Source organism: Burkholderia sp. BCC1640 (assembly GCF_902833125.1).
Lineage (GTDB): Bacteria > Pseudomonadota > Gammaproteobacteria > Burkholderiales > Burkholderiaceae > Burkholderia > Burkholderia diffusa.
In genome coordinates this window covers 22,949-47,070 of sequence record NZ_CADFEF010000006.1, presented here as the reverse complement: position 1 = coordinate 47,070, position 24,122 = coordinate 22,949, and the positions used below count along the sequence as shown (strand labels likewise).

At 68.1% G+C, this 24,122-nt stretch carries 20 protein-coding genes; 6 read left to right on the top strand and 14 right to left on the bottom strand.

What is annotated here, in order from left to right; translation table 11 throughout:
* Nucleotides 1-30: 30 nt before the first annotated feature.
* The 6 genes from HWX25_RS08575 to HWX25_RS08550 form a co-directional block, all read right to left on the bottom strand.
* Nucleotides 31-2,418, bottom strand: a complete 2,388-nt coding sequence (locus tag HWX25_RS08575; RefSeq protein ID WP_175908198.1) for a CHASE2 domain-containing protein — start codon at nt 2,416-2,418, stop codon at nt 31-33.
* Nucleotides 2,419-2,428: 10 nt separating this feature from the next.
* Nucleotides 2,429-3,790 carry a FecR domain-containing protein gene (locus tag HWX25_RS08570; protein WP_175908196.1) on the bottom strand — a complete coding sequence of 454 codons (1,362 nt, stop codon included), beginning with the start codon at nt 3,788-3,790 and terminating at the stop codon, nt 2,429-2,431.
* Nucleotides 3,787-4,491: a response regulator transcription factor gene (locus HWX25_RS08565; protein WP_175908194.1), complete on the bottom strand. Its 705-nt coding sequence runs from the start codon at nt 4,489-4,491 to the stop codon at nt 3,787-3,789. Before HWX25_RS08565 ends, HWX25_RS08570 begins: the two co-directional genes overlap by 4 nt.
* 264 nt (nt 4,492-4,755) lie before the next feature.
* Complete coding sequence (locus HWX25_RS08560) at nt 4,756-5,208, bottom strand: peptidase (RefSeq protein ID WP_175908192.1); 453 nt, start codon at nt 5,206-5,208, stop codon at nt 4,756-4,758.
* A 226-nt stretch (nt 5,209-5,434) separates the two neighbouring features.
* Nucleotides 5,435-5,662 carry a sulfurtransferase TusA family protein gene (locus HWX25_RS08555; protein WP_006753156.1) on the bottom strand — a complete coding sequence of 76 codons (228 nt, stop codon included), beginning with the start codon at nt 5,660-5,662 and terminating at the stop codon, nt 5,435-5,437.
* A 127-nt stretch (nt 5,663-5,789) separates the two neighbouring features.
* Entirely contained in the window at nt 5,790-6,725 is a 936-nt protein-coding gene (locus tag HWX25_RS08550; protein ID WP_059690898.1) for a LysR family transcriptional regulator, read from the bottom strand.
* 107 nt (nt 6,726-6,832) lie between these two features.
* Between HWX25_RS08550 and HWX25_RS08545 the strand changes: the two genes are divergently transcribed.
* Nucleotides 6,833-8,353, top strand: coding sequence for a CoA-acylating methylmalonate-semialdehyde dehydrogenase (locus HWX25_RS08545; protein ID WP_175908190.1), 1,521 nt, complete (start codon nt 6,833-6,835; stop codon nt 8,351-8,353).
* 62 nt (nt 8,354-8,415) lie between these two features.
* Here the strand turns inward: HWX25_RS08545 and HWX25_RS08540 are convergent, their stop codons facing one another.
* The 8 genes from HWX25_RS08540 to HWX25_RS08505 form a co-directional block, all read right to left on the bottom strand.
* A complete protein-coding gene (locus HWX25_RS08540; protein WP_059524114.1) occupies nt 8,416-9,300 on the bottom strand; it encodes a MurR/RpiR family transcriptional regulator in 885 nt (294 codons plus the stop codon).
* A gap of 284 nt (nt 9,301-9,584) precedes the next feature.
* Nucleotides 9,585-10,757, bottom strand: coding sequence for a Gfo/Idh/MocA family oxidoreductase (locus HWX25_RS08535; RefSeq protein ID WP_059817987.1), 1,173 nt, complete (start codon nt 10,755-10,757; stop codon nt 9,585-9,587).
* Between the two features lie 54 nt (nt 10,758-10,811).
* Nucleotides 10,812-11,738, bottom strand: a complete 927-nt coding sequence (locus HWX25_RS08530) for a TIM barrel protein (RefSeq protein WP_175908188.1) — start codon at nt 11,736-11,738, stop codon at nt 10,812-10,814.
* 85 nt (nt 11,739-11,823) lie between these two features.
* On the bottom strand, nt 11,824-12,837 hold the full coding sequence (locus tag HWX25_RS08525; protein ID WP_175908186.1) for a Gfo/Idh/MocA family oxidoreductase: 1,014 nt from the start codon (nt 12,835-12,837) through the stop codon (nt 11,824-11,826).
* 73 nt (nt 12,838-12,910) lie between these two features.
* Nucleotides 12,911-13,825, bottom strand: coding sequence for a sugar phosphate isomerase/epimerase (locus HWX25_RS08520; RefSeq protein WP_175908184.1), 915 nt, complete (start codon nt 13,823-13,825; stop codon nt 12,911-12,913).
* A gap of 37 nt (nt 13,826-13,862) precedes the next feature.
* Complete coding sequence (locus HWX25_RS08515; protein WP_014722872.1) at nt 13,863-14,888, bottom strand: ABC transporter permease; 1,026 nt, start codon at nt 14,886-14,888, stop codon at nt 13,863-13,865.
* Nucleotides 14,889-14,915: 27 nt separating this feature from the next.
* Entirely contained in the window at nt 14,916-16,490 is a 1,575-nt protein-coding gene (locus tag HWX25_RS08510) for a sugar ABC transporter ATP-binding protein (RefSeq protein WP_175908182.1), read from the bottom strand.
* Nucleotides 16,491-16,558: 68 nt separating this feature from the next.
* Nucleotides 16,559-17,485 carry a sugar ABC transporter substrate-binding protein gene (locus tag HWX25_RS08505; protein ID WP_059690890.1) on the bottom strand — a complete coding sequence of 309 codons (927 nt, stop codon included), beginning with the start codon at nt 17,483-17,485 and terminating at the stop codon, nt 16,559-16,561.
* Nucleotides 17,486-17,793: 308 nt separating this feature from the next.
* Here HWX25_RS08505 and iolC point away from each other — a divergent pair, with 308 nt between their 5' ends.
* The 5 genes from iolC (at nt 17,794) to HWX25_RS08480 (ending at nt 24,121) form a co-directional block, all read left to right on the top strand.
* The gene (gene iolC, locus HWX25_RS08500) at nt 17,794-19,752 is read left to right on the top strand and encodes a 5-dehydro-2-deoxygluconokinase (protein ID WP_175908180.1); all 1,959 of its coding nucleotides are present in this window, start codon (nt 17,794-17,796) and stop codon (nt 19,750-19,752) included.
* 46 nt (nt 19,753-19,798) lie between these two features.
* On the top strand, nt 19,799-21,682 hold the full coding sequence (gene iolD / locus HWX25_RS08495) for a 3D-(3,5/4)-trihydroxycyclohexane-1,2-dione acylhydrolase (decyclizing) (RefSeq protein WP_175908177.1): 1,884 nt from the start codon (nt 19,799-19,801) through the stop codon (nt 21,680-21,682).
* 61 nt (nt 21,683-21,743) lie between these two features.
* A complete protein-coding gene (gene iolE, locus HWX25_RS08490; RefSeq protein WP_175908175.1) occupies nt 21,744-22,673 on the top strand; it encodes a myo-inosose-2 dehydratase in 930 nt (309 codons plus the stop codon).
* Nucleotides 22,674-22,715: 42 nt separating this feature from the next.
* Complete coding sequence (gene iolB, locus HWX25_RS08485) at nt 22,716-23,534, top strand: 5-deoxy-glucuronate isomerase (RefSeq protein ID WP_175908173.1); 819 nt, start codon at nt 22,716-22,718, stop codon at nt 23,532-23,534.
* Nucleotides 23,535-23,626: 92 nt separating this feature from the next.
* Nucleotides 23,627-24,121 carry a heme-degrading domain-containing protein gene (locus tag HWX25_RS08480; RefSeq protein WP_175908171.1) on the top strand — a complete coding sequence of 165 codons (495 nt, stop codon included), beginning with the start codon at nt 23,627-23,629 and terminating at the stop codon, nt 24,119-24,121.
* The last annotated feature ends 1 nt before the right edge of the window (nt 24,122 follow it).

The window sequence follows — 24,122 nt, the reverse complement described above, 5'->3', positions numbered from 1 at the left end:
CCCAAATGCCTGCCGTCGTGCCCGGCCCTGTCAGGCGGACGGCTCGTCGATCGCGGGCAGCGACACCGTCACCGCGGTGCCGACACCCACTTCGCTGTCGACCGTCACGCTGCCGCCGTGGCGCGTGACGACCGTCTTCACGAATGCCATGCCGAGCCCCGAGCCCGAGATTTCGGGCCGCTCGCCCGCATGGAATCGCTTGAAACGCTCGAACAGATGCCGCTGATCTTCCGGCGCGATGCCGTACCCCTGATCGCGAATCGTACAGAACATCCGCTTCGATGCATGCTCGACCGTCAGCGTACACGTGATCACCGTGTCGGACGGACTGTATTTGACCGCATTGTTCAGCAGGTTGACGAACGCACGCGTGATCAGCGAGCGGTCGGCACGCGCCCAGCACATGTCGGCGCCGACGTCGGTCTCGATGCGGATGCGCTTCGCCTGCGCCTGCGGCCACACTTCGTCGCTCGCGTCGATCAGCACGTCGACGAGGCTGGTCGGTTCGAGCTGGTACGCCTGCGACTCCGCGCGCGCCAGCTGCACGAACTCGTCGGCGAGCGACAGCGCACGGTGCGCATATCGCTCGATCCGCGCGAGCAGCCCGCGCATCGCGTCGGTTTCGACGCGATCGCGCTCGATCTCGACGAGCGCGAGGATCGACGACTGCGGCGAGCGCATGTCGTGCGACAGCAGGTGCAGCGCCTCCTCGCGCTGCCGCTCGGCCGCATGCAGCTCGGTTACGTCGACGAGGCCGGCGATCCAGCCCGTCACATGGCCCTGCGCATTCGTACACGGGGCGTAGCGTAACAGATGGTCGAGCCCGTCGCGATCGCGCACCTCGATGCCGCGCGCCATCGCTTCGTCTTCGGCCCCGAGCGTCGGGTCGAGCGCGGCCGGCCAGTGTTCGCGGATCGTGACGTCGTGTTCGGCGTTGCCGTCGACGGTCTTCATGAAGGTCAACTCGCCGAGCGCGGCGCGCAGCGGCCGCCCTTCCGGCAGCGGCAGCGCGAGGCGCGCCCCGTAGCGCTTCGCCGCATGGTTCGCGATCAGCACGGTTCCGGCCAGGTCGGTGACGAAGATCGGCTCCGGCATACTGTCGAGGCTGTCCCACACGAAGCGCTTCATGTCCTGCACGCGTTGCGCGGCCTGCGCCATCAGCGCTATCTGCCGTTCGAGCACGTCGCCGCCAACGCTGCGCGTGCGCGGCGCCTCGGGCAGCAGGTGCGGCTCGTCGGCCAGCCGCTGCAGCTCACGGCGCAGGTGCGACATCGTCATTTCCAAGCGCCGCCAGTTCCAGATCGGGTAGACGGCGATCAGCCCGAAGATCGCCGGCGCGGGCGACAGCCACACGCGCGCCTCGAACAGCAGCGCCAGGCTCGCGACGACGGAGAGCGCGGCCAGGCTCAGCGTCAGCAGCAGCGCGCGCCACGGCGACAGCATCAGGAAACCGCCCAGCAGCACGGCGAGCGGCAGCAGCGATGCGGCGAAGAGCCAGTCACGAGGCGCGGGCAGGATCGCACTGCCGGTGGCCAGCATGTCGAGGACGTTCGCATGAATGTACACGCCGGCGAGCGGGCCGAAGTCCCCCGACACCGGGGTCGCGAAGCGGTCGAAGAGGCCCGATGCGGTCACGCCGACGACGACGATCTTGCCGCGCAGCGCGTCGGGTTTCACGCGCCCTTCGAGCACGTCGTCGAACGACACCGTCGGATAGGCGGGCGTGCTGCGGCTGAACGGGATCAGGTAGCGGCCCTCGCCGTTCGCGTCGCGCGACAGGTCGTGCGCATTCGCGCCGGGCACACCGCCGACCGGATGCAGCCGGCCGGCCTGGATCGCACGATAGACGGGCACCATCAGTTGCGGCCAGCGCACGCGTCCGTCGCTTTCGAACAGCGCGACGCTGCGCACGATGCCGTCGGGATCGACTTCGAGATTGATGTGGCCGAGCCCCATCGTGCGTGCCGAGAGCTCCGCCACCGGCGGATCGACGGTGCGCGTGCCGTCCGCCTGCTCCGGGCTCAGCAAGACGGGCAGGAAGGTCGGCACACGGGTCATTGCGTCTGCGAACGCGCGATCCTCCGGCGACTGCTCGGTAAACAGCACGTCGTAGACGACCGCGGCCGGGTGCGCACGCGCCAGCGTGTCGAGCAGCCGCGCGTGCACGCTGCGCGGCCACGGCCAGCGGCCGAGTGCGGACACGCTCTGGTTGTCGATGTCGACGACGACGACATCGGGTGACAACGGCAGGCTGCGCAGCATCAGCAGCCGGTCGTAGATGAGCCCGTCGACGCTCGACGAGAACCGGCCGAACGCGCATGCGAGGATCACCGCGATCCCGAGGCAGCCGATCGCGATCCACTCGATGAGGAAGCGGCGGCCGAGGCGCCGCCGCGGGGAAACGGAGTCGGTTTTCATGCGCCGCGGGTCAGCGCGACAACGTGAACGCGCTGACCGGACTCGTCTTCTGATAGAACTTGCCGCCTTCGAACTCCTCGACCGTCACCGCCCAGTAGTAGTCGCCGGGCGGCAGGTGCGCGACCGTGATCCTGTGCGCCTGCAGGCCCATCTGGTCGACGACCGGCGCGCTCAGGTCCTTCGAGCGCGACAGCACGAACCGATAACGCGCATCCTTGCTCGCGCCATTCGGCGACCAGCGGAACTCATAGCCGTTCGGGCCGGGCGACGCGGTCGCGTCGAGCCCCATCAGGCGCCGCTCGAACGCGTAAATGTGCGGCATGCCCTCGAGGCCGTTGTCGTCGATCGCGGCAATCCGGACGAAGTACGTACCGTTCGGCACCTCGCGGAACACCGCGCGCGACGAGACGGTGCGCGTTTCGCTGAACAGCTCCAGCATGCCCGCGTCGCGCGCGAGTTGCAGGTGATAGGCGTGCGCATGCTCGAGCGGCGCGATGTCGAACGTGAGGTCGGGCTCGTCCTGCACCTTGTCGGGATGCGTAAGCGCGGGCGCCGACAGCAGCTGCACCGGTGCGCCGACCGCGCCGGACGACGTCGAGACGCTGCCGAAGTTCGCATGCACGAGCGTCGGATCGGCCGACTGCTGCTTGCCCGCGACGCCGACGGTGCCGTCGAGCACCTCGACGCGCGTCGCCGCGTTGCCGGCGGCGTCGTAGTTCACGCGGAAGCGCGTGCCGCGCACGCCGGCCACGACCGACGGCGAGCGGATCTGGAAGCGGTCGTCGCGTTTCTTCAGGTGCGTGACCTCGCTGTCGACCGAGCCGCGCGTGAGCTCGAATTCGCGATCGAGCGTGCCGGTCAGCACGGTGCGGCGCAAAGTCTTCAGGTTGAGCTGACTGTCGGGCGGCAGGCTCATGTGCGTGCCGTCGGCCAGTTCGAGCGTCAGGAAGCCGTTCGCGCCGGTGCGCACGCGGTCGCCCTCGGTGAGCGTCGCATCGCTCACGAGCGGCGCGTATGCGTCGCCGGACGCGCGCTCGGCCGCGCCCTGCACCGCGACGACGCGCGCGGTCAGCTTTTCCTTGCGCAGACGCGCGACGGGCAGCTTCAGCGCGATGCCCGGCTGCAGGCGCTTCGGCGCAGGCACGCCGTTGATCTGCTGCAGCAGCTGCCAGTCGTCCGAGCCCTGCAGGTAGCGCGCGGCGACGTCGTACAACGTGTCGCCGGCCTGCGTGCGGTAGACGACCGTCTTGCCCACGGCAGCGGGCGGCTGCGCGACGGCCTGCCGTGCCGCGAACGCGAACGCGACCGCGCACGCCGCATGCAGTGCCACCGCGCGCAAGCGCGCCGTGCGCTGCGTGATTCGCTGGGTCACTCCGGTTCTCCCTGGCCGACCCGCTCGAGCCGGTAGCCGTAGCCGTAGATCGGCGCGAGGCGATAGCCGTTTTCCGGCCGCAGGCCGAGCTTCGTCCGCAGCATCGAGATGTGCGTGTCCATCGTGCGCGACGGAATGTCGGTCGCCTGCTTCCACACGAGATCGAGAATATGCGCGCGCGACAGCGGTCGGTCGAGGTGCTGGAACAGCAGCAGTGCGAGCTCGAATTCCTTCTGCGTGAGGCTCACGGCCTTGTCGCCGACGTACGCCTGCTTCAGGTTTACGTCGAAGCGGAACTGGTCGAACTCGCGAACGGTCGCCTCAGCGTTGACCGGATACGCGCGGCGCAGCAGCGAGCCGATGCGCGCGCGCAGGATCGGGCCCGACACGGGCTTGACCACGTAATCGTCGGCGCCGGCGTTGAGGATCTGCGTGATCCCCGCCTCGTCGTCGCGGCTCGTCATGAAGATGATCGGCAGGCTGTGCTCGGTCTGGTTCGCACGCACCCACTTGAGCACTTCCTCGCCGGACATGTCCGGCACGTTCCAGTCGAGCACGAGCAGATCGAACGTCTCGCGCTGCAGACGCTTCTTCAGGGTCTTGCCTTCCTTGAACGCATAGCATGTGTGGCCAGCGGCCGTCAGCGTTTGACTGACGAAATCCGTCTGGGCCGGATCGTCATCCAGTACAGCAATTCTCATAGCACCCCGCAAATCGAAAACGATTCGTCCAGTTCAGCTCCCCGCGCTCACCCCGCGCAGCACGCGCGCGGCCTTTGACACCGGCCGGCGAGCCGTCGTTTGCCGAGCGCGCAACCTGCGCGGCACGGCCGCCCCGGGGAAATATCTCAAAAACGGGGCACGGACGAACCGGCGATTTCATCATAGTAGTATGAAATTCGCCAAGAAATTGCGCGGACTACGGTCCTTTATTCGAATAATCCTTCCCGTCGCGCGATTGCGCGCCTAGTCGGGGCCCGCCTTGCCGGCCTTCGGCTCGGCCAGATCGTCGGTCGACAGGCGCCGCAGCCGCGCGACCGGGAACGCCTCCGGCAGCCCCAGCTTGGGCTGCCCCAGCATCCGCTCCAGCTGGCCGCGCACGCGCTCCCACGCCGGCGCCGCGTAGTCGGGCTGGCTCGCAGCCCACGTCTGCGCGAGATCGAACACGCGCTCGATCGTTGCGCCGCAATACGTGAGGCCCGCGCCGTCGTCCTGCGCGGCGCCGCGCAGCCGTTCGTCGAGCGATTCGGCCAGCCACGGCATCTCGGCCGCCGCCGAATCGGCATATGCCTCCAGCGCAGCACGCGCGTGGCGATCCCGTTGCGGGTCGAGCTCGATCCGGCTCAACCCCGCCGCGCGTGCGGGCGCGATGCATTCCGCTGCGGACGGACTTCGAATGGTCCCTGGTCTGAAGGACATGTCCTCTCCCCGTTTGTACGACGGTAGCGTCAGGCATGGCCCCCGTGCCAGCCTCGTATGACGTACCGTGGCCGGCGCATCCATCCGAGACGGACGACCGGCCGGGTCAGTATACGCAGCCGACCGTGCGACGAGGTTTAAGAATTGTCAGAGGTGTCAGAGGCGCGGACGGACCGCAACAGGCGCTGCCCGTCCGGTTGCCGCAAGCGGCGCGTGATGCGGGCCGTCAGCGGCGGCGCATCAGGAACACGAACGTCTTGTCCTGGGTCGTCACTTCGACGATCTCGTTGCCCGTCTGCTTCGCGAACGCCGCGAAATCGCGCTGCGAGCCCGGATCGGTCGCGAGCACCTTGAGGATCTGCCCGCTCTCCATATCGGCGAGCGCTTTCTTGGCGCGCAGGATCGGCAACGGGCAATTGAGCCCGCGCGCATCCACTTCCTTGTGAATCTGCATCGGCTGTCGACCTTCGAATGACGCGCCACACGGGCGCGGGAGGAAGCGGCGATTTTACCGCAGCGCGGCCACCCCTGCCCGCGCGGCCGGAGCCCGGCCATACGACCGGCGCGCCCGCCCTCGCCCGTCAGGCGCCCGTGAAACCGCCCGCGAGCCGCTCGCGCAGGTGCCTTACGAGCGCGCGCACCGCGCTCGGCACGACCGGGCTGTACGGCCGGATCGCGAAGATGTGGTCGCCGAACGCGCCCGACGGTCGCCAGCCGTCGAGCAGCGCGACGAGCCGGCCGGCGTCGAGATCGCGCCGCGCGCTGAAATCCGGCAGCAGCGCGATGCCGAGCCCGCCGAGCGCGGCTTCGCGCATCGCCTCGCTGTTGTTCGCCGCGAAGCTGCCGCGCACGGGCACACTCACGCGCTGGCGCCGGCGACCGTCCGGCTCGAAGCTCCACGCCGCCGGTTCGTTGTCGCGCAGGTAGCACAGGCAGCTGTGGTCGACGAGCTCGCTCGGGTGGCGCGGCGTGCCGCGCGCGTCGAGGTAGTCCCGGCTCGCGACCAGCAACGAACGCGTGTCGCACAGCTTCCACGCGACATGGGTTTGCGGCGCGGTCGTCGTATGGCGGATCGCGAGGTCGAAACCCTCCTGCGTCAGCGAATGCAGCCGGTCGGACAGGTCGAGTTCGATATGCACGCCCGGATGCTGCCGCAGGAAATCGGGCAAGTGCGGCACGACCTGCTGGCGCCCCAGCGCGACGGGCGCCGTCACGCGCAGCAGCCCGCGCGGCTCGCCCGCCAGGTCCTTCACGCGCGCGAAGTGCTGGCCGATCGATTCGAACGCGTCGCGCGTGCTGTCGACCAGCGTCTGCCCCGCGTCGGTGAGCCGCACACTGCGCGTCGTGCGCCGCACCAGCGGCACGCCGGCCGCCTTCTCGAGATCGGCGATGCGCTGGCTCATCGCGGCTTTGCTGATGCCCAGCCGCTGCGCGGCGGCGGTGAAACTGCCTGCCGCCGCCAGCACCGTCAGCGAATGGATGTGCGGCCAGAGCGCCTGGACATTTTGCTGATTCATTCGCTGATTATTCAGAATTCTGAACAGTGAATCAAGCTGCGCGGCCTTCTCCCGCCCCGCCGCTTTGCCTAGACTAGGTTCCGTCCACCCCCATATCAGGAGACACGATGAACCCAGTTCCCGCCTACACGTCCGACGCCGATGTCGGCCACTATGTCGACGGCGCGCCCGTTGCCGGCCGCAGCGGCCGCTTCCAGGACGTCCTCAATCCGGCGCTAGGCCGCGCGGTGCGCCGCGTCGCGCTCGCCGGCGACGACGAGGTGCAGCAGGCCGTCGCGTCCGCCCACGCCGCGTTCCCGGCCTGGGCCGCCACGCCGCCGATCCGCCGCGCACGCGTGCTGCACCGCTTCCTGCAGCTGATGAACGAACACCGCGACGCGCTCGCGGCGATCATCACGGCCGAGCACGGCAAGGTGTTCTCCGACGCGCAGGGCGAAGTCGCGCGCGGCATCGACATCATCGAATTCGCATGCGGCGTGCCGCAGCTGCTGAAGGGCGACTTCACCGATCAGGTCAGCACCGGCATCGACAACTGGACCATGCGCCAGCCGCTCGGCGTCGTCGCCGGGATCACGCCGTTCAACTTCCCGTGCATGGTGCCGTGCTGGATGTTCCCGGTCGCGCTCGCGACGGGCAACACGTTCGTGCTGAAGCCGAGCGAACGCGACCCGTCGGCGGCGCTGTTCATGGCCGACCTGCTCACGCAGGCCGGCCTGCCCGCCGGCGTGTTCAACGTCGTGCAGGGCGACAAGGGCGCGGTCGACGCGCTGCTCGACCATCCGGACGTGCAGGCTGTCAGCTTCGTCGGCTCGACGCCGATCGCGGCCTACGTGCAGCAGCGCGCGGTGCAGTCGGGCAAGCGCGTGCAGGCGCTCGGCGGCGCGAAGAACCACCTCGTCGTGATGCCCGACGCGAACATCGAGCAGGCGGTCGACGCGCTGATCGGTGCCGCGTACGGCTCGGCGGGCGAACGCTGCATGGCGATCAGCGTCGCGGTGCTGGTCGGCGACGTGGCCGACAAGATCGTGCCGGCGGTCGCCGAGCGCGCGCGCAAGCTGGTGATCGGCGACGGGATGTCGCCGGAAGTCGAGATGGGCCCGATCGTCACCGGCGAAGCGCTCAAGCGTATCGAAGGCTATATCGAGCAAGGCGTCAGCGAAGGCGCGCAGCTGGTGGTCGACGGGCGCGGGCTGCGCGTGCCGGGCCGCGAGGCGGGCTTCTTCACCGGCGGCACGCTGTTCGATCATGTGACGCCCGACATGCGCATCTACAAGGAGGAAATCTTCGGGCCCGTGCTCGGCTGCGTACGCGTGAAGGACTTCAGCGAAGCGGTCGACCTGATCAACGCGCACGAGTTCGGCAACGGCGTGTCGTGCTTCACGAGCGACGGCGGCATCGCACGCGAATTCGCGCGACGCATCCAGGTCGGCATGGTCGGCATCAACGTGCCAATCCCGGTGCCGATGGCATGGCACGGCTTCGGCGGCTGGAAGAAGAGCCTGTTCGGCGACATGCACGCATACGGCGAGGAAGGCGTGCGCTTCTACACGCGCCAGAAGTCGGTGATGCAGCGCTGGGCGTCGAGCATCGGCAAGGGCGCGGAATTCGCGATGCCGACCGCGAAGTAAGCGCGATGCGCATGCCGCCCGCCGGATGTGCCCGCGGGCGGCACGCATGCGCAAGGCCGGCGTCAGCCGGCCTTCGTGTCGTGGCCGCCGTCGGCGGTCGGCAGGTACGACAGCTCGAGCCGATAGGCGAGCGCCACGAACAGGCTCTGCGCGAGGCCCATCGTCGCGGTCAGCGCACGGAACCCGAAGGTCGCGCTGTCCTGCACCATCAGCGTCACCTCGGCCTCCCGCGCCAGCGGGCTCATCCGGCTGTCGGTGATCGCGATCAGGCGCGCGCCGCGCTGCACGGCCTGCTGCGCGACCTGCACCGTCTCGTCCGCATACGGCATGAACGAGATCACAATCATCACGTCGCCCTCGCGCACCGACCGGATCTGCCCGAGATGCATGCTGCCGAGCGCGCTGAACAGGCCGATGCGCTTGTCGGTGTGCTGCAGCGCGTAGTCGAGATAGACGGCGATCGGAAACGCGCGGCGCGAGCCGGCGATCCAGATCGCCTGCGTGTCGGCGAGCAGGTCGACGGCCTGCGCGAGCGCCTGCGGGTCGAGCGTCTGCCGCAACTGCTGCATCCCGGCAATGCTGCCCTTGATGAATTCGTCGGCGATCTGCTCGGGTTGCAGGCTCGACGAGCCCGATTCGATCACGTCGCGCAATCGCAGGTTGTACGCGCGGCCCGGCGCGATCTGCTGGGCCAGGCCCTCGCGGAACAATCGCTGCATCTCGGAGAAGCCGGAAAAGCCGAAATGCTTCGCGAACCGCACGACGGCCGACGGCTGGACCCCGCACGCCTCCGCGAGCGACTGGATGCCTTCCAGACCAAGCTGGTCCCGATGCGTTTCCACGTGACGCGCGATCACCTTCAGGCGATTGCTGAGGCCGTCGTACTCCTGCGTCAGATGCTGCAGGAACTGCTCGACGGTGGCGGGAGGTTTCTCGGATGAACTCATCGGATAGCGCGAAGTTGACGGCCCCGATGCGCGCGCGATACCGACGCACGCCGCCCGGGACTCACCTGTACACATGCATGAAGGGCGAATTTAATCACGTTTGCGGCACGGACCGCGCCGCACGCTCGCTCCCACGCGCTCGATCATCACCTGCACACGCTCCACGGCGGTAATGGAAACGATTTTCCAACGCGCGCGCCGTGCCGTAAAGATTAGGGCGTTTACCGACGCGGACGCCGACACCCGCCGCCGCAGGCCGATGCCGCGCGTCGGCCGTCCATGGCTCAACGATAGTCGACCCACACGCCGCCCGCATCGGCGGACCGCACGCAGTTCTCGACCCAGCGCACGCCTTCGACGCCCGCGTGGACGTCCGGAAAGCGGATTTGCTTCAATGCCTGCGCATCGCCGCGGTCGGCCGCGTCCATCGCGAGCGCGAAACGCGCATACAGGTTCGACCACGCTTCGAACAGCCCTTCCGGATGCCCGGCGCCGATGCGATCCTCGCGCAAGGCGTGCGGATGCAGATAGCCCATTCCGCGATCGAGCACCTGCGCGGGTTGCCCCTGGATTTCGTAGCGCAACTGGTTCGGATGCTCGTCCCACCATTCGACGCTCGCCTTCGAGCCGATCACGCGCACCTTCTGCCCGTGCATCGAGCCCGCGTTCACCGCGCTCGACCAGACGTAGCCGATCGCGCCCGTGTCGTATTCCATGATCGTGAACGCGTTGTCCTCGAGCGGCGCGCGGCTCTTCACGAAGCTTTGCCGCGAGCACATCAGGCGGCGGATCTTCAGCTCGGGCGCCATCACTTCCGAGATGTACAGCGGATGCGTGCCGATGTCGCCGAGCACGTAGCTCGGGCCCGCGAACTTCGGGTCGACGCGCCAGCGGGCGGCCGCGCTCGCGGCCTCGACGCCCTCGCTGTGGAAGCCGTGCGCGAACTGCATCTGCACGATGCGGATCTCGCCGAGATCGCCGCGCGCGATCATTTCGCGCGCCTGCTCGATCATCTGGTGACCTGAATAACCGTACGCGACGCCGACGATGCGGTTCTTCTCGACCGAAAGCCGCTGCAGCGTCTCGGCCTCCTCGGTCGTGAAGCACAGCGGTTTCTCGCACACGACATGCAGCCCCGCGTTCAGCGCCGCGCGGCAAATTTCGAAGTGCGTGTTGTTCGGTGTCGCGATCGACACCGCGCGAATGCCGTCGGCGCGCTTCGCCTCGGCCTCGAACATCGTCCGATAGTCGGAATAGCAGCGCTCGGCGTCGACGCCGAGCTTCACGCCGAACTGCCGGCCGCGCTCGGCATCGATGTCGAATGCGCCGGCGACCAGCCGGAAACTGCCGTCGCGCAACGCGGCCGACCGGTGGCTGTAGCCGATCTGGCTGCCGAGCCCGCCGCCGACCATGCCCCAGGGAATCGAATGTCCGAGCAGAATCTGTCCGTCGATCATGATTGTCGTGTTCCTGTCCGTGTTCAGTGTTCAGAATGTCGGGCCGACGGCCGATTACGCGAATCCGGCCGACGCGAGAAACGCGCGGCTCGCCGCGACGTCGCGCAGGCTCGTGCCGGCATTGCGCGGATCGCGCTCCTGTTCGATCGTGATGTAGCCCGCATAGCCGATGTCGTCGAGCGCGCGACGGATCGCTCGGTAGTCGAGCACGCCATTGCCGATCGGGCACATCACGCCGCGCGCGCACGCCGCGAAGAACGCAATGTGTTCGCCCATCACCGCGTGATACACGGCCGCGTCGATATCCTTGAAATGCACGTAGTCGAGCCGCGCCGCGTGACGGCGCAGCCACGTCTCGGGATCCATCCCCGAGTAGTACAGGTGCCCGGTGTCGAGACAGAGGCCCGCCGTATCGGCGGCGATGTCGGCGACGATCCGGTCGATCTCGTCCGCGAACTCGATGTAGCCGCCCGCATGCGGATGGATCACCGCGCGCACGCCGAATTCGTCGCGCGCGATCGTCGCGATCTCGCGAATGTGGTCGACCATGCGCGCCCAGCGTTCGTCGGACAGGCGCGGCGCACGATCGGCATGGCCGGCCGCGTAGTCGCGTTCGTCGTGCCCCCAGTCCATCACGACCAGATACGGCGCCGCATACCGCTGACCCGGCTGCGTCGGCAACTTCGGCAAGCGCGAGATCAGCGCGCAAATCTCGCGCGTCTGGCGCAGCAGGTTCGGCAGGTTCTCCGGCGACACCAGGTCGTCGAAGATCGTGCCGGCGGTGATGCTCAAGCGCTGCCGTTCGAGCTCGGCGCTCACCACGTCGAGCTCGAGCGGGATGTAGCCGTACGGGCCGAGCTCGATGCCCGAATAGCCGGCCTCTGCAGCTTCGGCGAGCACGCGCCGCCACGGCGGCAGGTGCGGGTTCTTCACATCGTCGACGCCCCAGCAGCAGGGCGCGCAGCCAATCTTCATCGTCATGTCGGTCGGTTCATCAGGAAAGCGGCGCGCGGCCGCGAGCGTGGCCGCACGAACACGCGGCCCGGTATCAGCTTGTTCAGCCGGTTCAGCCGCGATAAAACGCAGGGCGTTCGGCCATCGCGATCGGCTCGACCGCCCCGCTCTGCTGCGCGCGCACGCACGCATCGGCCGCGACTGCCGCCGCATAGCCGTCCCATGCGGACGGGCCGGTCAGCGCCCCCTGTCGCACGCCGTCGATGAACGCCTGCAGTTCGACGTCGTACGACGCGATGAAGCGCTCCTTCCAGTCGGTCATGATCTCGACCGACTGCCGCGCGGCATGCTTGAGCCCGACCGCGGGCGGATCGGGCAGCTTCGCGATGCCGTTCTCGCCGACCACCTCGCATTGGATGTCATAGCCGTACTGGCAGTTGACGAAGATCTCGACGTCGATGCGCACGCCGCTCGCGGTTTCGAGCAGCACGATCTGCGGATCGGCGAGATGCGCGCTCGCATGACGCGTCTTCTTCGGGTAGACGACCTGCGCGCTCGTGTAGTCCTCGCCGAGGAGCCAGCGCAGCACGTCGAGTTCGTGGATCAGCGTGTCGGTGATCGCCATGTCGGTCGTGTAGCGCTCGCCGACCGACTGGTTGCGGTGCGCGCAATGCAGCATCAGCGGCGCGCCGATCTCGCCGCCGTCGATCACGCGCTTCAGCGCGCGATAGCCTTCGTCGTACGGCCGCATGAAGCCAACCTGCACGAGCCGCTTGCCGTGCGCGACCTCGGCCTCGACGATGCGCATGCAACCGTCGGCCGTCACCGCGAGCGGCTTCTCGCAGAACACCGGCTTGCCGTGCGCGATCGCGTCGAGGACGAACGCTTCGTGCGTCGGCCCCCACGACGTGACGAGCACGGCCCGCACGTCGGCGGCCGCGACCACCTCGTGGCCGTCGCCGTAGATTTCCGCGTCGAGCCCGTACTTCGTCACCGCGTCGCGCGCCTGCTGCGGATCGATGTCGTTGACGGCCACCACGCGCGCGCCGGACAGCGTGCGTGTGAGCCTGCGGATATGGTCCTGGCCGATCGCGCCGCAGCCGATCACGCCGATTTGCAAGGTCATCCGGATATCTCCAGTCTGTCGTTCATCAACGGCACGGCCCGTGCCGCGCCGGTCAGCAATGGTTCCAGGCGGGTCAGCGCGCGGTCGCCCGTTCGAAATGGCGCTCGACGTAGCGCTGGATCGTGTCGCGCATGTAGCGCGACGATGCTTCGGCGCGGTCCTCCCACGCGAACACGCACGACGACATCACGTCGTCGAAGCCGACGCTGCCGAGTGCGCGGAAAAACACGTCCCAGTCGATCTCGCCCTGCCCGATGTCGAGATGCTGGTGCACGCGGATCTGATTCGAGCCCGGCGGGTTCACGATGTAGCGTAGCTGGCTGCTCTTGCGGTGATCGAAGGTATCGGCCACGCGCACGTGCGCGAGAATCGGTGCGGCGGCCGCGATCATCGCCGCCATGTCGTCGCCGTAGTAGAACGTGTGCGGCGCGATGTACGACAGTTTCAGCGACGGCGAGCCGATGTTCGTGACGATGTCGATCGCCGGCTGCAGCTGCTCGATCCAGTCCTCCGGATGCGGCTCGACCGACAGCACGATGCGTTCGCGCTCGAGGATCGGCAGCAGCTCGTCCATCGAACGGAACCACGCGGCTTCGCACAGCTCCTTTGGGTTCGCGCCCGGCCGTTCGCCGACCGAGCGCTCCGGCGACGCGCCGCGCCCGAATTCGGACACCATCAGCGGGCATTCCATCTCGATCGCGACCTCGATCGCCTTCTTCCAGCAGCGCACGGCCCACTGCCGCTCGTCGTCGAACGGGCTGGCCCAGCGGTACATCGGCTGCAGCGACGCGAGGCCCACGCCGCTTGCGCGCAACGCGTGCCGGAACGCGGCCATGCGCTCGCGCGTCGCGCGCGGCATCACCCACCAGTCGAGAAAGTCGCTGCGCGGCGACAGCTCGATCTGGTCGTAGCCGAGCTCGGCGACGGCATGCGGCAGCCGGTCGAGCGGCAGGTGGCGAATCATGTAGGGATCCAGAGCGATCTTCATCTTCTTCCCGGAAGGTTGAGCATTCGGCCGTGGCGAATCAGCGCCGCGACTTCTTGTTGCGATACTGGTCGGCGATCACGGCAGCGACGATGATCGCGCCCTTGACCATTTCCTGGTAATACGCGTCGATCCGGATGAACGTGAAGCCCGACGTCATCACGCCGAGGATCAGCACGCCGATCACGGTGCCCGTCACGCGCCCGAGACCGCCCGACAGCGACGTGCCGCCGATCACGACGGCCGCGATCGCGTCGAGCTCGTACATCACGCCCATGCCCGACTGGCCGGAGATCGCACGCGCGGCCGTCACGGTGCCCGCGATTCCGCTCAGCAGGCCCGCGATCGCATAGACGAACACCAGGTGGCGCGTCACGTTGATGCCCGACACGACGGCCGCGTGGCGGTTCGCGCCGATCGCATACGTGTACTTGCCGAAGCGCGTGTAGCGCAGCACGACGTGGAAGATCGCCGCCACCACGACGAAGATGATCACCGGGTTCGCGCCCGCGCCGATCGCCGCGAACTGGTCGGTCAGCATCGACACCGGCATCCCGTTGGTGAACCATTTCGCGAAGCCGCGCGCGGCAACCATCGTGCCGAGCGTCGCGATGAACGGCGGGATCCCCGTCAGCGCGATCAGCGAGCCGTTCAGGAGGCCGACCAGCAGGCCGACGCACACGCCGGCCAGCACCGGCCAGATGATCGGCAGGTCGGTCAGGTGCGGGAACACCGCGCGCGGAAAATCGGACACCTGTGCGAGGCTGGCCGACACGACGGCCGCCGCGGCGACGACCGACCCCGACGACAGGTCGATCCCGCTGGTGATGATCACGAGGTTCACGCCGACTGCGATGATGCCGATCACGGCCATCTGCAACACGATGATCTCGAGCCGCTCCGCGTTGAACAGGAAGCTCTGGCCGACGACGAGCCAGCCGATCACCTCGAAGAACAGGCTGATGCCCACCAGCACGAGGAAGATGCTCAGTTCGGGCGGCCACTTCGCGTGCCGCGTCTTGATCGTCATGGACTGCGCGTCCGCGACCGGGTTCAGGTTGCCCATTTCAGTTGTCTCCATGCTTGTTGCGGCTCAGCGCGAGGCCAGGTCCATGATGCGGACCTGGTCGGCGTCCTTGCGCTCGACGATGCCGGTCATCCGGCCTTCGTGCATCACCATCACGCGGTCGCTCATGCCGAGCACTTCCGGCATTTCCGACGAGATCATCAGAACCGCGACGCCCTTGGCGGCGAGCGCGCTGACGAGCCGGTGGATCTCGGCCTTCGCGCCGACGTCGATCCCGCGCGTCGGCTCGTCGAGGATCAGGATGCGCGGTTGCGTCAGCAACCATCTGCCGATCAGCACCTTCTGCTGGTTGCCGCCCGACAGGTTCTGGATTTCCTCGTGCAGCCCCGGCGTCTTCACGCGCAGCATCCGGCTCATTTCCTCGCAATCGCGCTTCAACTGCGCCTGCCGCACGAAATTGAACTTCACGTAGCGGTTGCTGAGCACCGCCGCTTCCATGTTCGCGAGCAGGTCGAGATTCAGGAAGCAACCGGTGTCCTTGCGGTCCTCGGTGAGGAACGCCATCCCGTGCTTCATCGCCTGCGCGGGCGTGGAAATTCGCACCGGCTTGCCGTCGATCCGGATCTCGCCCGAGGTCGCCGGCACGACGCCGAACAGCGCCTCCGCGACGTTCGAGCGCCCCGAGCCGACGAGGCCCGCGACGCCGAGGATCTCGCCCGCGCGCAGCTCGAAGCTGACGTCGCGGAACACGCCGTCGACGCCGAGGTTCTTCACGGCCAGCACGACGTCGCCGATCGGCACCTCCTCCTTCGGGAACATCTGCGTGATCTCGCGGCCGACCATCATCCGGATGATGTCGTCGCGCGTGACGTCGGTCGACGCATGCGTGCCGATGTACTTGCCGTCGCGGAACACCGAGAACTCGTCGGCGATCTCGAACAGCTCGTTCATCTTGTGCGTGATGTAGACGATGCCCTTGCCCTGCTCGCGCAGCTGGCGAATGATCCGGAACAGGTGCGTGACTTCCTTGTCGGTCAGCGCGGAGGTCGGCTCGTCCATGATCAGCACGTCCGAGTCGAACGACACCGCCTTCGCGATCTCGACCATCTGGCGGCTCGCGACCGTCAGCGTGCGTACGTCGGCTTCGGGGTCGATGTCGATCGACAGCCGCTCGAACAGCGCGGCGGTGCGGCGGCGCAGCTCGGCGTGATCGATCAGGCCGAAGCGGTTCTTCGGTTCGCGGCGGATCCAGATGTTCTCCGCGACCGTCATGTACGGCATCAGGTTGAGTTCCTGGTGGATCATCGCGATCCCGCGATCGAGCGCGTCGAGCGGACCGCTCAGCACGACCGGCTCGCCGTTGATCAGGATCTCGCCCTGGTCGGGCGTGTAGACGCCAGCGATGATCTTCATCAGCGTCGACTTGCCGGCGCCGTTCTCGCCCATCAGCGCATGCACGGTGCCGCGGCGCACGCGGAACTGCACGCCGTCGAGCGCGACGACGCCGGGAAACGACTTGCCGACGCCGCGCACCTCGAGCAGGCAATCGTCGACGGGCGCACCGGACGAACCCGACGCGGCGAACGAGGCGGCCGGCGCGCTTTCGTTGGCCATCGAGCGCGCCATCCTGGCTGTAAACATGGACGTTCCTCGAAAGTCACACGCGAACCCGGACGCGCCGGGCTCGCGCAGTTCAGCGGAAAAACCGGTCAGTGCTTCGCGTACTGGTTCATGTTCTCCGGCGTGACCAGCTCGAACGGCACGTTCACGTAGCGGTCGACCGGCTGCTTCTTCGCGAGCTTCAGCGCGGTCGCGACGGCCTGCGCCCCCTGCCCGGCCGCATTCTGGTACACGGACACTTTCAGGTCGCCGCTCTTCATCGCCGCGAGCCCGTCCGGCGTCGCGTCGATGCCCGCGACGACCGTCTTCGGCGTCAGCTTGCGCGCGGCCTTCAGCGCGTTGATCGCGCCGATCGCCATTTCGTCGTTGTTCGACACGATCGCGTCGAACTTCGTCCCCGAGCTCAGCCAGTTCATCGTGATGTCCTGGCCCTGCGTGCGGCTCCACTTGCCTTCGCGCTTGTCGACGATCTTCATGCCGGAACAGTCCTTGGTCGCGATCACGTCCTCGATGTCCTTGGTGCGCGCACGTGCCGACTCGTTGGACAGCTCGCCCATCAGCACGAGAATGTCGCCCTTGCCGCCGAGCAGCTTGCACACTTGACGCGCCTGCAGCGTGCCCGACTGCTTCTCGTCGGACGCGACCACCGCGACGCCGGCCGGCAGCTTGTCGAAATCGACCGGCTTGCGGTTCACGTAGACGAGCGGAATCTTCGCGGCGGTCACCATCTTCGTGATCTTCGGCGTCGCGTCGGTGTCGACCGCATTCACGATGATCGCGTCGACCTTCTGCGCGATCATGTTCTGGACCTGGCTCAACTGCTTGCCGACGTCGTTGCCGCCGTCCTCGATCTGTACGGTCGCGCCGTCCTTCTTCGCCGCGTCGCCGATGCTGTTGCGCAGGATCGTCAGGAACGTGTCGTCGAACGATGCCATCGTCACGCCGATCTTCTCGGCATGCGCGAGCGGCATGGCCAGGATCGCGGCGGCCGCGGCGGCCATCAGCTTGGTCTTCATGATCACTCTGTCTCCTCATCTCCGGGGGGCGGAAAACGGCGCGTTGCGCGCCGCCGGGCCGAGTCCGATAACGGACTGAAGCATCCGGATGAAACTGTAGATCACTTCGTCGAAAATTTGGAAATTTATTTCTACGTGATTTCACCTAGGGAACTGGATTTCCAAAAAGTCTAGACTCCGTTCCGTAGCCCGAGTCGTTGCGGCACGCGCATTCGCGTCGCGTCGCGACATGCGACGAAGATCCGTCGCTGGATCGGTCCCCAATCCGCCGGCAAGGTCGAACGCCGGCCGCGAGCGTGATACGTGATATGAGCCCGTTGAACTTTCCGACTGACCGCCCCATCGATCTCGCCTGCCTCGGCCGCGTCGCCGTGGACCTTTACGCGCAACAGTACGGCAGCCGCCTGGAAGACGCGCGCAGCTTCCAGATGTATCTCGGCGGCTCGTCGGGCAACGTCGCGTTCGGCGTCGCCCGGCTCGGGCTGAAGACCGCGATGATCTCGCGCGTCGGCGACGAGCAGATGGGCCGCTTCGTGCGCGAGACGCTCGAGCGCGAAGGCTGCGACACGAGCCAGCTGCAGACGGATCCGGAACGGCTGACCGCGCTGGTGCTGCTCGGTCTGAAGGATCGCGACACGTTTCCGCTGCTGTTCGTGCGCGAGAACTGCGCGGACATGGCCGTGCGCGCCGACGAAATTCGCGAGGACTTCATCGCCGGTTGCCGCGCGCTCGCGATCACCGGCACCCATCTGTCGACGCCGGGCACCCGCGAGGCATCGCTGACCGCGCTCGGCTACGCGCGCCGCCACGGCGTCGTGCGCATTCTCGACATCGACTACCGGCCGGTGCTGTGGGGGCTGACCGCGCGCGGCGCGGGCGAGAACCGCTACGTGCCGGACACGCAGGTCACGCGCCAGTTGCAGCAGGTGCTCGGCGAGTTCGACCTGCTGGTCGGCACCGAGGAGGAATTCCTGATCGCGGGCGGCCTGCCGCACGACCTGATCGCATCGCTGCAGGCCGTGCGGCGCGCGAGCGGCGCGGCGCTGGTGGTCAAGCGCGGTGCGCTCGGCTGCTGCGTGATCGAGGGCGACATCCCCGCGCGCATCGAGGATGCGCCGACCTTCCACGGCGAGCGCGTCGACGTGCTGAACGTGCTCGGCGCGGGCGACGCGTTCCTGTCCGGCCTGCTGTCCGGGCTGCTGCGCGGGCGCGACTGGGCCGAATCGACGCGCATCGCGAACGCGTGCGGCGCGATCGTCGTGTCGCGCCACGCGTGTTCCGCCGCGATGCCGACGCCGGCCGAACTCGCGCACTGGTTCGGCGGCAGCCGCAATCCGCGGGTGGACGCCGATCGCACGCTCGCGCACCTGCATCGCGTGACGGTGCCGCGCCGCGAATGGGACGACCTGTGCGTGATGGCGTTCGACCATCGCAGCCAGTTCTACGAACTCGCGGTGCAGGCCGGCGCGGACGAGACGCGGATCAAGACGCTGAAGCGCCTGCTCGTGCGCGCGGCCGAACAGGTCGAACGCGATCGCCATATCGAAGGCCACGTCGGCGTGCTGATCGACGGCGGTGCGTACGGCAGCGACGCGCTCGCGTCGGCCACCGGCCGCGGCTGGTGGGTCGGGCGCCCGGTCGAATTGCCCGGCTCGCGGCCGCTGTGCTTCGACGACACGCGCTCGGTCGGCTCGTCGCTCACGCACTGGCCGACCGAGCAGGTCGTGAAGTGCCTCGTCCACTACCACCCCGACGACGACGTCGACCTGCGCGTCGCGCAGGAGCAGCGCGTGCTGGAGCTGTGGGAAGCCACGCGCGCGAGCGGCAACGAGCTGCTGCTGGAAATCATTCCGCCGCGCGCGGTCACGCCGGCCGGCACCGAGGACGACGCGGTGCTGCGCACGGTCGCGCGCTTCTACAACCTCGGCGTGATGCCCGAGTGGTGGAAGCTCGCGCCGATGAGCGCCGACGGCTGGGCGCGGCTCGAAGCGCTCGTAGCCGAGCGCGATCCGTACTGCCGCGGCGCGGTGATCCTCGGGCTGAACCAGCCGTTGCAGTATCTCGTCGACAGTTTCCGCTCGGCGACCAACCCGATCGTCAAGGGCTTCATGGTCGGCCGTACGCTGTGGGCCGACGCGTCGCTGCACTGGCTCGCCGGCCGGATCGACGACCAGGCGCTGATCGACGAAGTGGCCGGCAATTTCGCGCAGCTGGTCGACGCCTGGCTCGGCCGCCGTGCCGCCGCGCGCGCCGCGGCGGCAGCCTGATGCAGATGTCCGTGATGACCACCCGACTCCTCCTGATCGACAGACGATGACCACCACCGTGAGACTGACCGTCAGCCAGGCGCTCGTGCGCTACCTGGCCGCCCTGCGCGCCGAAGTCGTCCAGCCGGACGGCCGCACCGAAATCCTGCCGTATTGCGGCGGCGTGTTCGCGATCTTCGGGCACGGCAACGTGGCCGGGCTCGGCGAGGCGCTGCACGCCGAAAAGGACCGGCTGCCGACGTTCCGCGCGCACAACGAGCAAGGCATGGCGAATGCGGCCGTCGCGTTCGCGAAAGCGAATTTCCGCCAGCGGATGATGGCCGCGACGTCGAGCATCGGCCCCGGCGCGACCAACATGCTGACCTCCGCCGCGCTCGCGCACGTCGGCCGGCTGCCGCTGTTGCTGCTGCCCGGCGACGTGTTCGTGTCGCGGTTGCCCGACCCGGTGCTGCAGCAGGTCGAGGATTTCGAACAGGGCGACGTCAGCGCGAACGACTGCTTCCGGCCGGTGACGCGCTACTTCGACCGGATCACGTCGCCGGAGCAGCTGCTCGTCGCGCTGCCGCGCGCGATCCAGGTGATGACCGACCCCGCGCAGTGCGGGCCCGTGTGCCTCGCGCTGCCGCAGGACGTGCAGACCTTCGCGTACGACTGGCCGGAAGATTTCTTCGCGCCGCCGGTGATCCGGATGCGCCGGCCGCCCGCCGACGCGCTCGAACTCGCGGACGCGCTGGACGTGCTGAAGGCCGCGAAGAAGCCGCTGATCGTCGCCGGCGGCGGCGTGCTGTACAGCCAGGCATGGGACGCGCTGCGCACGTTCGCCGACACGCACGGCGTGCCGGTCGCCGAATCGCAGGCCGGCAAGGGCAGCCTCGCGTGGGACCACCCGCTGAACCTCGGCTCGATCGGCGTGACGGGCTCGCCCGCCGCGAACCGCGCGGCCGCGCAGGCCGACGTGGTGTTCGCGGTCGGCACGCGCCTGCAGGACTTCACGACCGGCTCGCACGCGCTGTTCGGCAACGCGACGCTGCTGAGCCTGAACGTGCAACCGTTCGACGCGGGCAAGAAGCGCGGCCGGCAATTGATCGCCGACGCGCGCACCGGCCTCGGCCAGCTGTCGGCCGCGCTCGCGGGCTGGCAGGCGGATGCGGCGTGGACCGCCGCGAACCGCGACCAGGCCGCCGCGTGGAACGCGCGTGTGACCGAGCTGACCACGCGCGTGCCGAAGGACACGCTGCCGTACGACGCGGAAGTGATCGGCGCGGTGCGCGACTCCGCGGCCGACGCGGGGCGCGACAGCGCGCGCGACGATCTCGTCGTGTGCGCGGCCGGCACGCTGCCGGCCGAGTTGCACAAGCTGTGGCGCAGCGGCGTGCCGGGCAACTATCACATGGACTACGCGTACTCGTGCATGGGCTACGAGGTCGCGGGCGGCCTCGGCGCGAAGCTCGCGCGGCCCGAGCGCGAAGTGATCGTGATCGTCGGCGACGGCTCGTACATGATGCTCAACGCGGAGCTCGCGACGTCCGTGATGCTCGGCCGCAAGATCATCGTCGTGATCCTCGACAACCGCGGCTACGGCTGCATCGAGCGGCTGCAACTGAACTGCGGCGGCGCGAGCTTCAACAACATGCTCGACGACTGCGTACCCGAAGGCGGCGAACGCTCGACGATCGACTTCGCGATGCATGCGCGCGCGATGGGCGCCGAAGCCGTGCACGTGCGTGACGTCGGCGAGCTGCGCAGCGAAATGAAGCGTGCGCGCGCGGCGAAGACGAGCCAGATCATCGTGATCGACACGACGCACGAGCGCACGACCGCGGACGGCGGCGCATGGTGGGAAGTCGCGGTGCCGCAGGTGTCCGCGCGCGCCGGCGTCGGCGATGCGCATCGCGCGTATCTCGACGCGAAGGCCCGGCAGCGGCGCTGACACGCTTTCCGTTTCAATCCTCCGCCCCGCGACGACAACAATCGAACCAAGGAAGCAAGTCATGAGCTGGAACGTTCGCATCGGTATCAATCCCCTGTCGTGGATGAACGACGACCTGCCGTCGCTCGGCGGCGAAACGCCGCTCGAGACGGCGCTGAAGGAAGGCGCCGAAATCGGCTACGCGGGCTTCGAGCTCGGCAACAAGTTTCCGAAAACGGGCCCCGAGCTGAAGGCGAAGCTCGCCGAGTTCGGGCTCGTGTGCGTGTCGGGCTGGTATTCGGGCTTTCTCGCGGAAGTCGAACCCGGCATGAGCGACGCCGATGCGCTCGCCGCCGAAATCGAGCGCTGCCGCGCACACATGACGAAGCTGCAGTTCAACGACGTGAAGGTCGTGGTGTACGGCGAATGCGCGGGCACGATCCAGGGCAGCATCGACACGCCGGTCGCGAAGCGTCCGCGTTTCGTCGACGACGAAGCCTGGCGACGCTACGCGGCACGCCTCGACGCATTCGGCGCGCACCTGCTCGAGACCTACGGGATCAAGCTCGCCTACCATCACCACATGGGCGCATACGTCGAATCGCCCGCCGACGTCGACCGGCTGATGGCGCTGACCGATCCGGCGAAGGTGTTCCTGCTGTTCGACACGGGCCACGCGTATTTCGGCGGCGCGGCCGATCCGGTCGCACTGCTGAAGAAACACGTGTCGCGCGTCGTGCACGTGCACTGCAAGGACGTGCGACCGCAGGTCGTCACGCAGGCGCGCAACGGCGGCTGGAGCTTCCTGAACGGCGTGATCAACGGCACCTTCACGGTGCCGGGCGACGGCGCGCTCGATTACGAAGCGACGCTGCGCACGCTGAAGGACGCCGGCTACGAAGGCTGGCTCGTGGTCGAGGCCGAGCAGGACCCGGCCGTCGCGCCGAGCTATCAGTATGCGAAGAAGGGCTACGAATCGCTGCGCACGATCGTCGACCGGTTGAGCGCTTAAGCCCCGTCACCCCGCTGTCACCCCATTGCGGAGCCCCGTTCCATGACGATTTCTCCCCTGCTGGTCAAAGCATCCGCCGACCGCGAAATCTGCAACGTGACGCCCGAGTCGGCCGGCTGGAAACACGTCGGCTTTCGCGCGCTGCGCCTGAAGGCCGGCGACACCGAAACGCTCGATACCGGCGCGCGCGAGCTGTGCGTCGTCGTGCTTACGGGCACGCTGCGCGCGCAAGTCGACGGCGAGACCTACGATGCGCTCGGCAAGCGCGACAGCGTGTTCGAGGAAGTGTCGCCGGACGCGCTGTACGTGCCGGGCGGCAAGACCGTCACGCTGGTCGCGACGCGCGATGCGGAAGTCGCGCTGTGCACCGCGCCTTACGCGAGCGGCGACAAGCGCGTGCAGCGCCTCGACGGCGAACGGATGCGGCGCGCGGTGCGCGGGCAAGGCACCAACACGCGCTACGTGTGCGACATCCTGATGGGCGACAACCCGGCCGCCGATCGCCTGCTCGTCGTCGAAGTGATCACGCCCGCGAGCCACTCGAGCAGCTATCCGCCGCACAAGCACGATCGCGACGCGGCGCCGGACGAAACGTCGCTCGAGGAAACCTATTACCACCGGATCGATCCGCCGCAGGGTTTCGCGTTTCAGCGCGTATACACGGACGATCGCAGCCTCGACGAAACGTGCGCGGTCGAGAACCACGACGTGGTGATGGTGCCGCGCGGCTATCACCCGGTGGTCGCGCCGCATGGCTACAACCTGTATTACCTGAACGTGATGGCCGGGCCGAGCCGCGCATGGGCGTTCAAGAACGACCCCGCGCACGAATGGATGCTCGACGCGGCACCGAGGCGCTAACGCGCTGATGCGCTGAACGATCGACGGCTGGCACGCGACACGCAGGACGAGAGCGCGTGCCTGAGCCGGATTTGCGACGACACGGAGCTGCCATGGCGCCCCCTTTCCCCCGCTTCGCACCCGCGCCCTTCGGCGACACCGCGTCGACTCCAACGCTGTCGCATTTCGATGCCGACGTTGCGCGCCGGCTCGGCAACATCGCCGTCAATCTCGCGGCGCTCCGCGGGCTGCCGATCGCGGTCGGCATCGTCGGCGAAGCCGCGCCGCTGTTCTACTGCGCGCTGGACGGCAGCCGCGCGAACGACAGCGACGCGATCCGCCGACGACAGAACACGGTGTTCCGTTTCGGCGTCAGTTCGCTCGAGGTCGGCGCGCGCTTTCGCCGCGCCGGCTGGTCGTTGCAGTCGCAGGGATTGTCGGACGCCGACTATGCGCTCGACGGCGGCGGCGTGCCGTTGCGGCTTGCCGGCGGCGGCATCGTCGGCGCGATGACGATCGCGGGGCTCGACGACGCATGCGATCACGCACTCGTCGTCGAATGCCTGCGCTGGCATGTCGGCGCGAACGCGCTCGCGATGATCGCGTAGC

What these genes read in the sequence shown, in the direction of transcription:
- HWX25_RS08515 (WP_014722872.1), bottom strand. Translation starts at nt 14,888, where the DNA reads ATGGGCAACCTGAACCCGGTCGCGGACGCGCAGTCCATGACGATCAAG.
- HWX25_RS08535 (WP_059817987.1), bottom strand. Translation starts at nt 10,757, where the DNA reads ATGATCGACGGACAGATTCTGCTCGGACATTCGATTCCCTGGGGCATG.
- HWX25_RS08550 (WP_059690898.1), bottom strand. Translation starts at nt 6,725, where the DNA reads ATGAATCAGCAAAATGTCCAGGCGCTCTGGCCGCACATCCATTCGCTG.
- HWX25_RS08520 (WP_175908184.1), bottom strand. Translation starts at nt 13,825, where the DNA reads ATGAAGATCGCTCTGGATCCCTACATGATTCGCCACCTGCCGCTCGAC.
- HWX25_RS08565 (WP_175908194.1), bottom strand. Translation starts at nt 4,491, where the DNA reads ATGAGAATTGCTGTACTGGATGACGATCCGGCCCAGACGGATTTCGTC.
- HWX25_RS08525 (WP_175908186.1), bottom strand. Translation starts at nt 12,837, where the DNA reads ATGACCTTGCAAATCGGCGTGATCGGCTGCGGCGCGATCGGCCAGGAC.
- HWX25_RS08510 (WP_175908182.1), bottom strand. Translation starts at nt 16,490, where the DNA reads ATGTTTACAGCCAGGATGGCGCGCTCGATGGCCAACGAAAGCGCGCCG.
- iolC (WP_175908180.1), top strand. Translation starts at nt 17,794, where the DNA reads ATGAGCCCGTTGAACTTTCCGACTGACCGCCCCATCGATCTCGCCTGC.
- HWX25_RS08555 (WP_006753156.1), bottom strand. Translation starts at nt 5,662, where the DNA reads ATGCAGATTCACAAGGAAGTGGATGCGCGCGGGCTCAATTGCCCGTTG.
- HWX25_RS08480 (WP_175908171.1), top strand. Translation starts at nt 23,627, where the DNA reads ATGGCGCCCCCTTTCCCCCGCTTCGCACCCGCGCCCTTCGGCGACACC.
- HWX25_RS08560 (WP_175908192.1), bottom strand. Translation starts at nt 5,208, where the DNA reads ATGTCCTTCAGACCAGGGACCATTCGAAGTCCGTCCGCAGCGGAATGC.
- HWX25_RS08575 (WP_175908198.1), bottom strand. Translation starts at nt 2,418, where the DNA reads ATGAAAACCGACTCCGTTTCCCCGCGGCGGCGCCTCGGCCGCCGCTTC.
- iolE (WP_175908175.1), top strand. Translation starts at nt 21,744, where the DNA reads ATGAGCTGGAACGTTCGCATCGGTATCAATCCCCTGTCGTGGATGAAC.
- iolB (WP_175908173.1), top strand. Translation starts at nt 22,716, where the DNA reads ATGACGATTTCTCCCCTGCTGGTCAAAGCATCCGCCGACCGCGAAATC.
- HWX25_RS08530 (WP_175908188.1), bottom strand. Translation starts at nt 11,738, where the DNA reads ATGACGATGAAGATTGGCTGCGCGCCCTGCTGCTGGGGCGTCGACGAT.
- HWX25_RS08545 (WP_175908190.1), top strand. Translation starts at nt 6,833, where the DNA reads ATGAACCCAGTTCCCGCCTACACGTCCGACGCCGATGTCGGCCACTAT.
- iolD (WP_175908177.1), top strand. Translation starts at nt 19,799, where the DNA reads ATGACCACCACCGTGAGACTGACCGTCAGCCAGGCGCTCGTGCGCTAC.
- HWX25_RS08540 (WP_059524114.1), bottom strand. Translation starts at nt 9,300, where the DNA reads ATGAGTTCATCCGAGAAACCTCCCGCCACCGTCGAGCAGTTCCTGCAG.
- HWX25_RS08505 (WP_059690890.1), bottom strand. Translation starts at nt 17,485, where the DNA reads ATGAAGACCAAGCTGATGGCCGCCGCGGCCGCCGCGATCCTGGCCATG.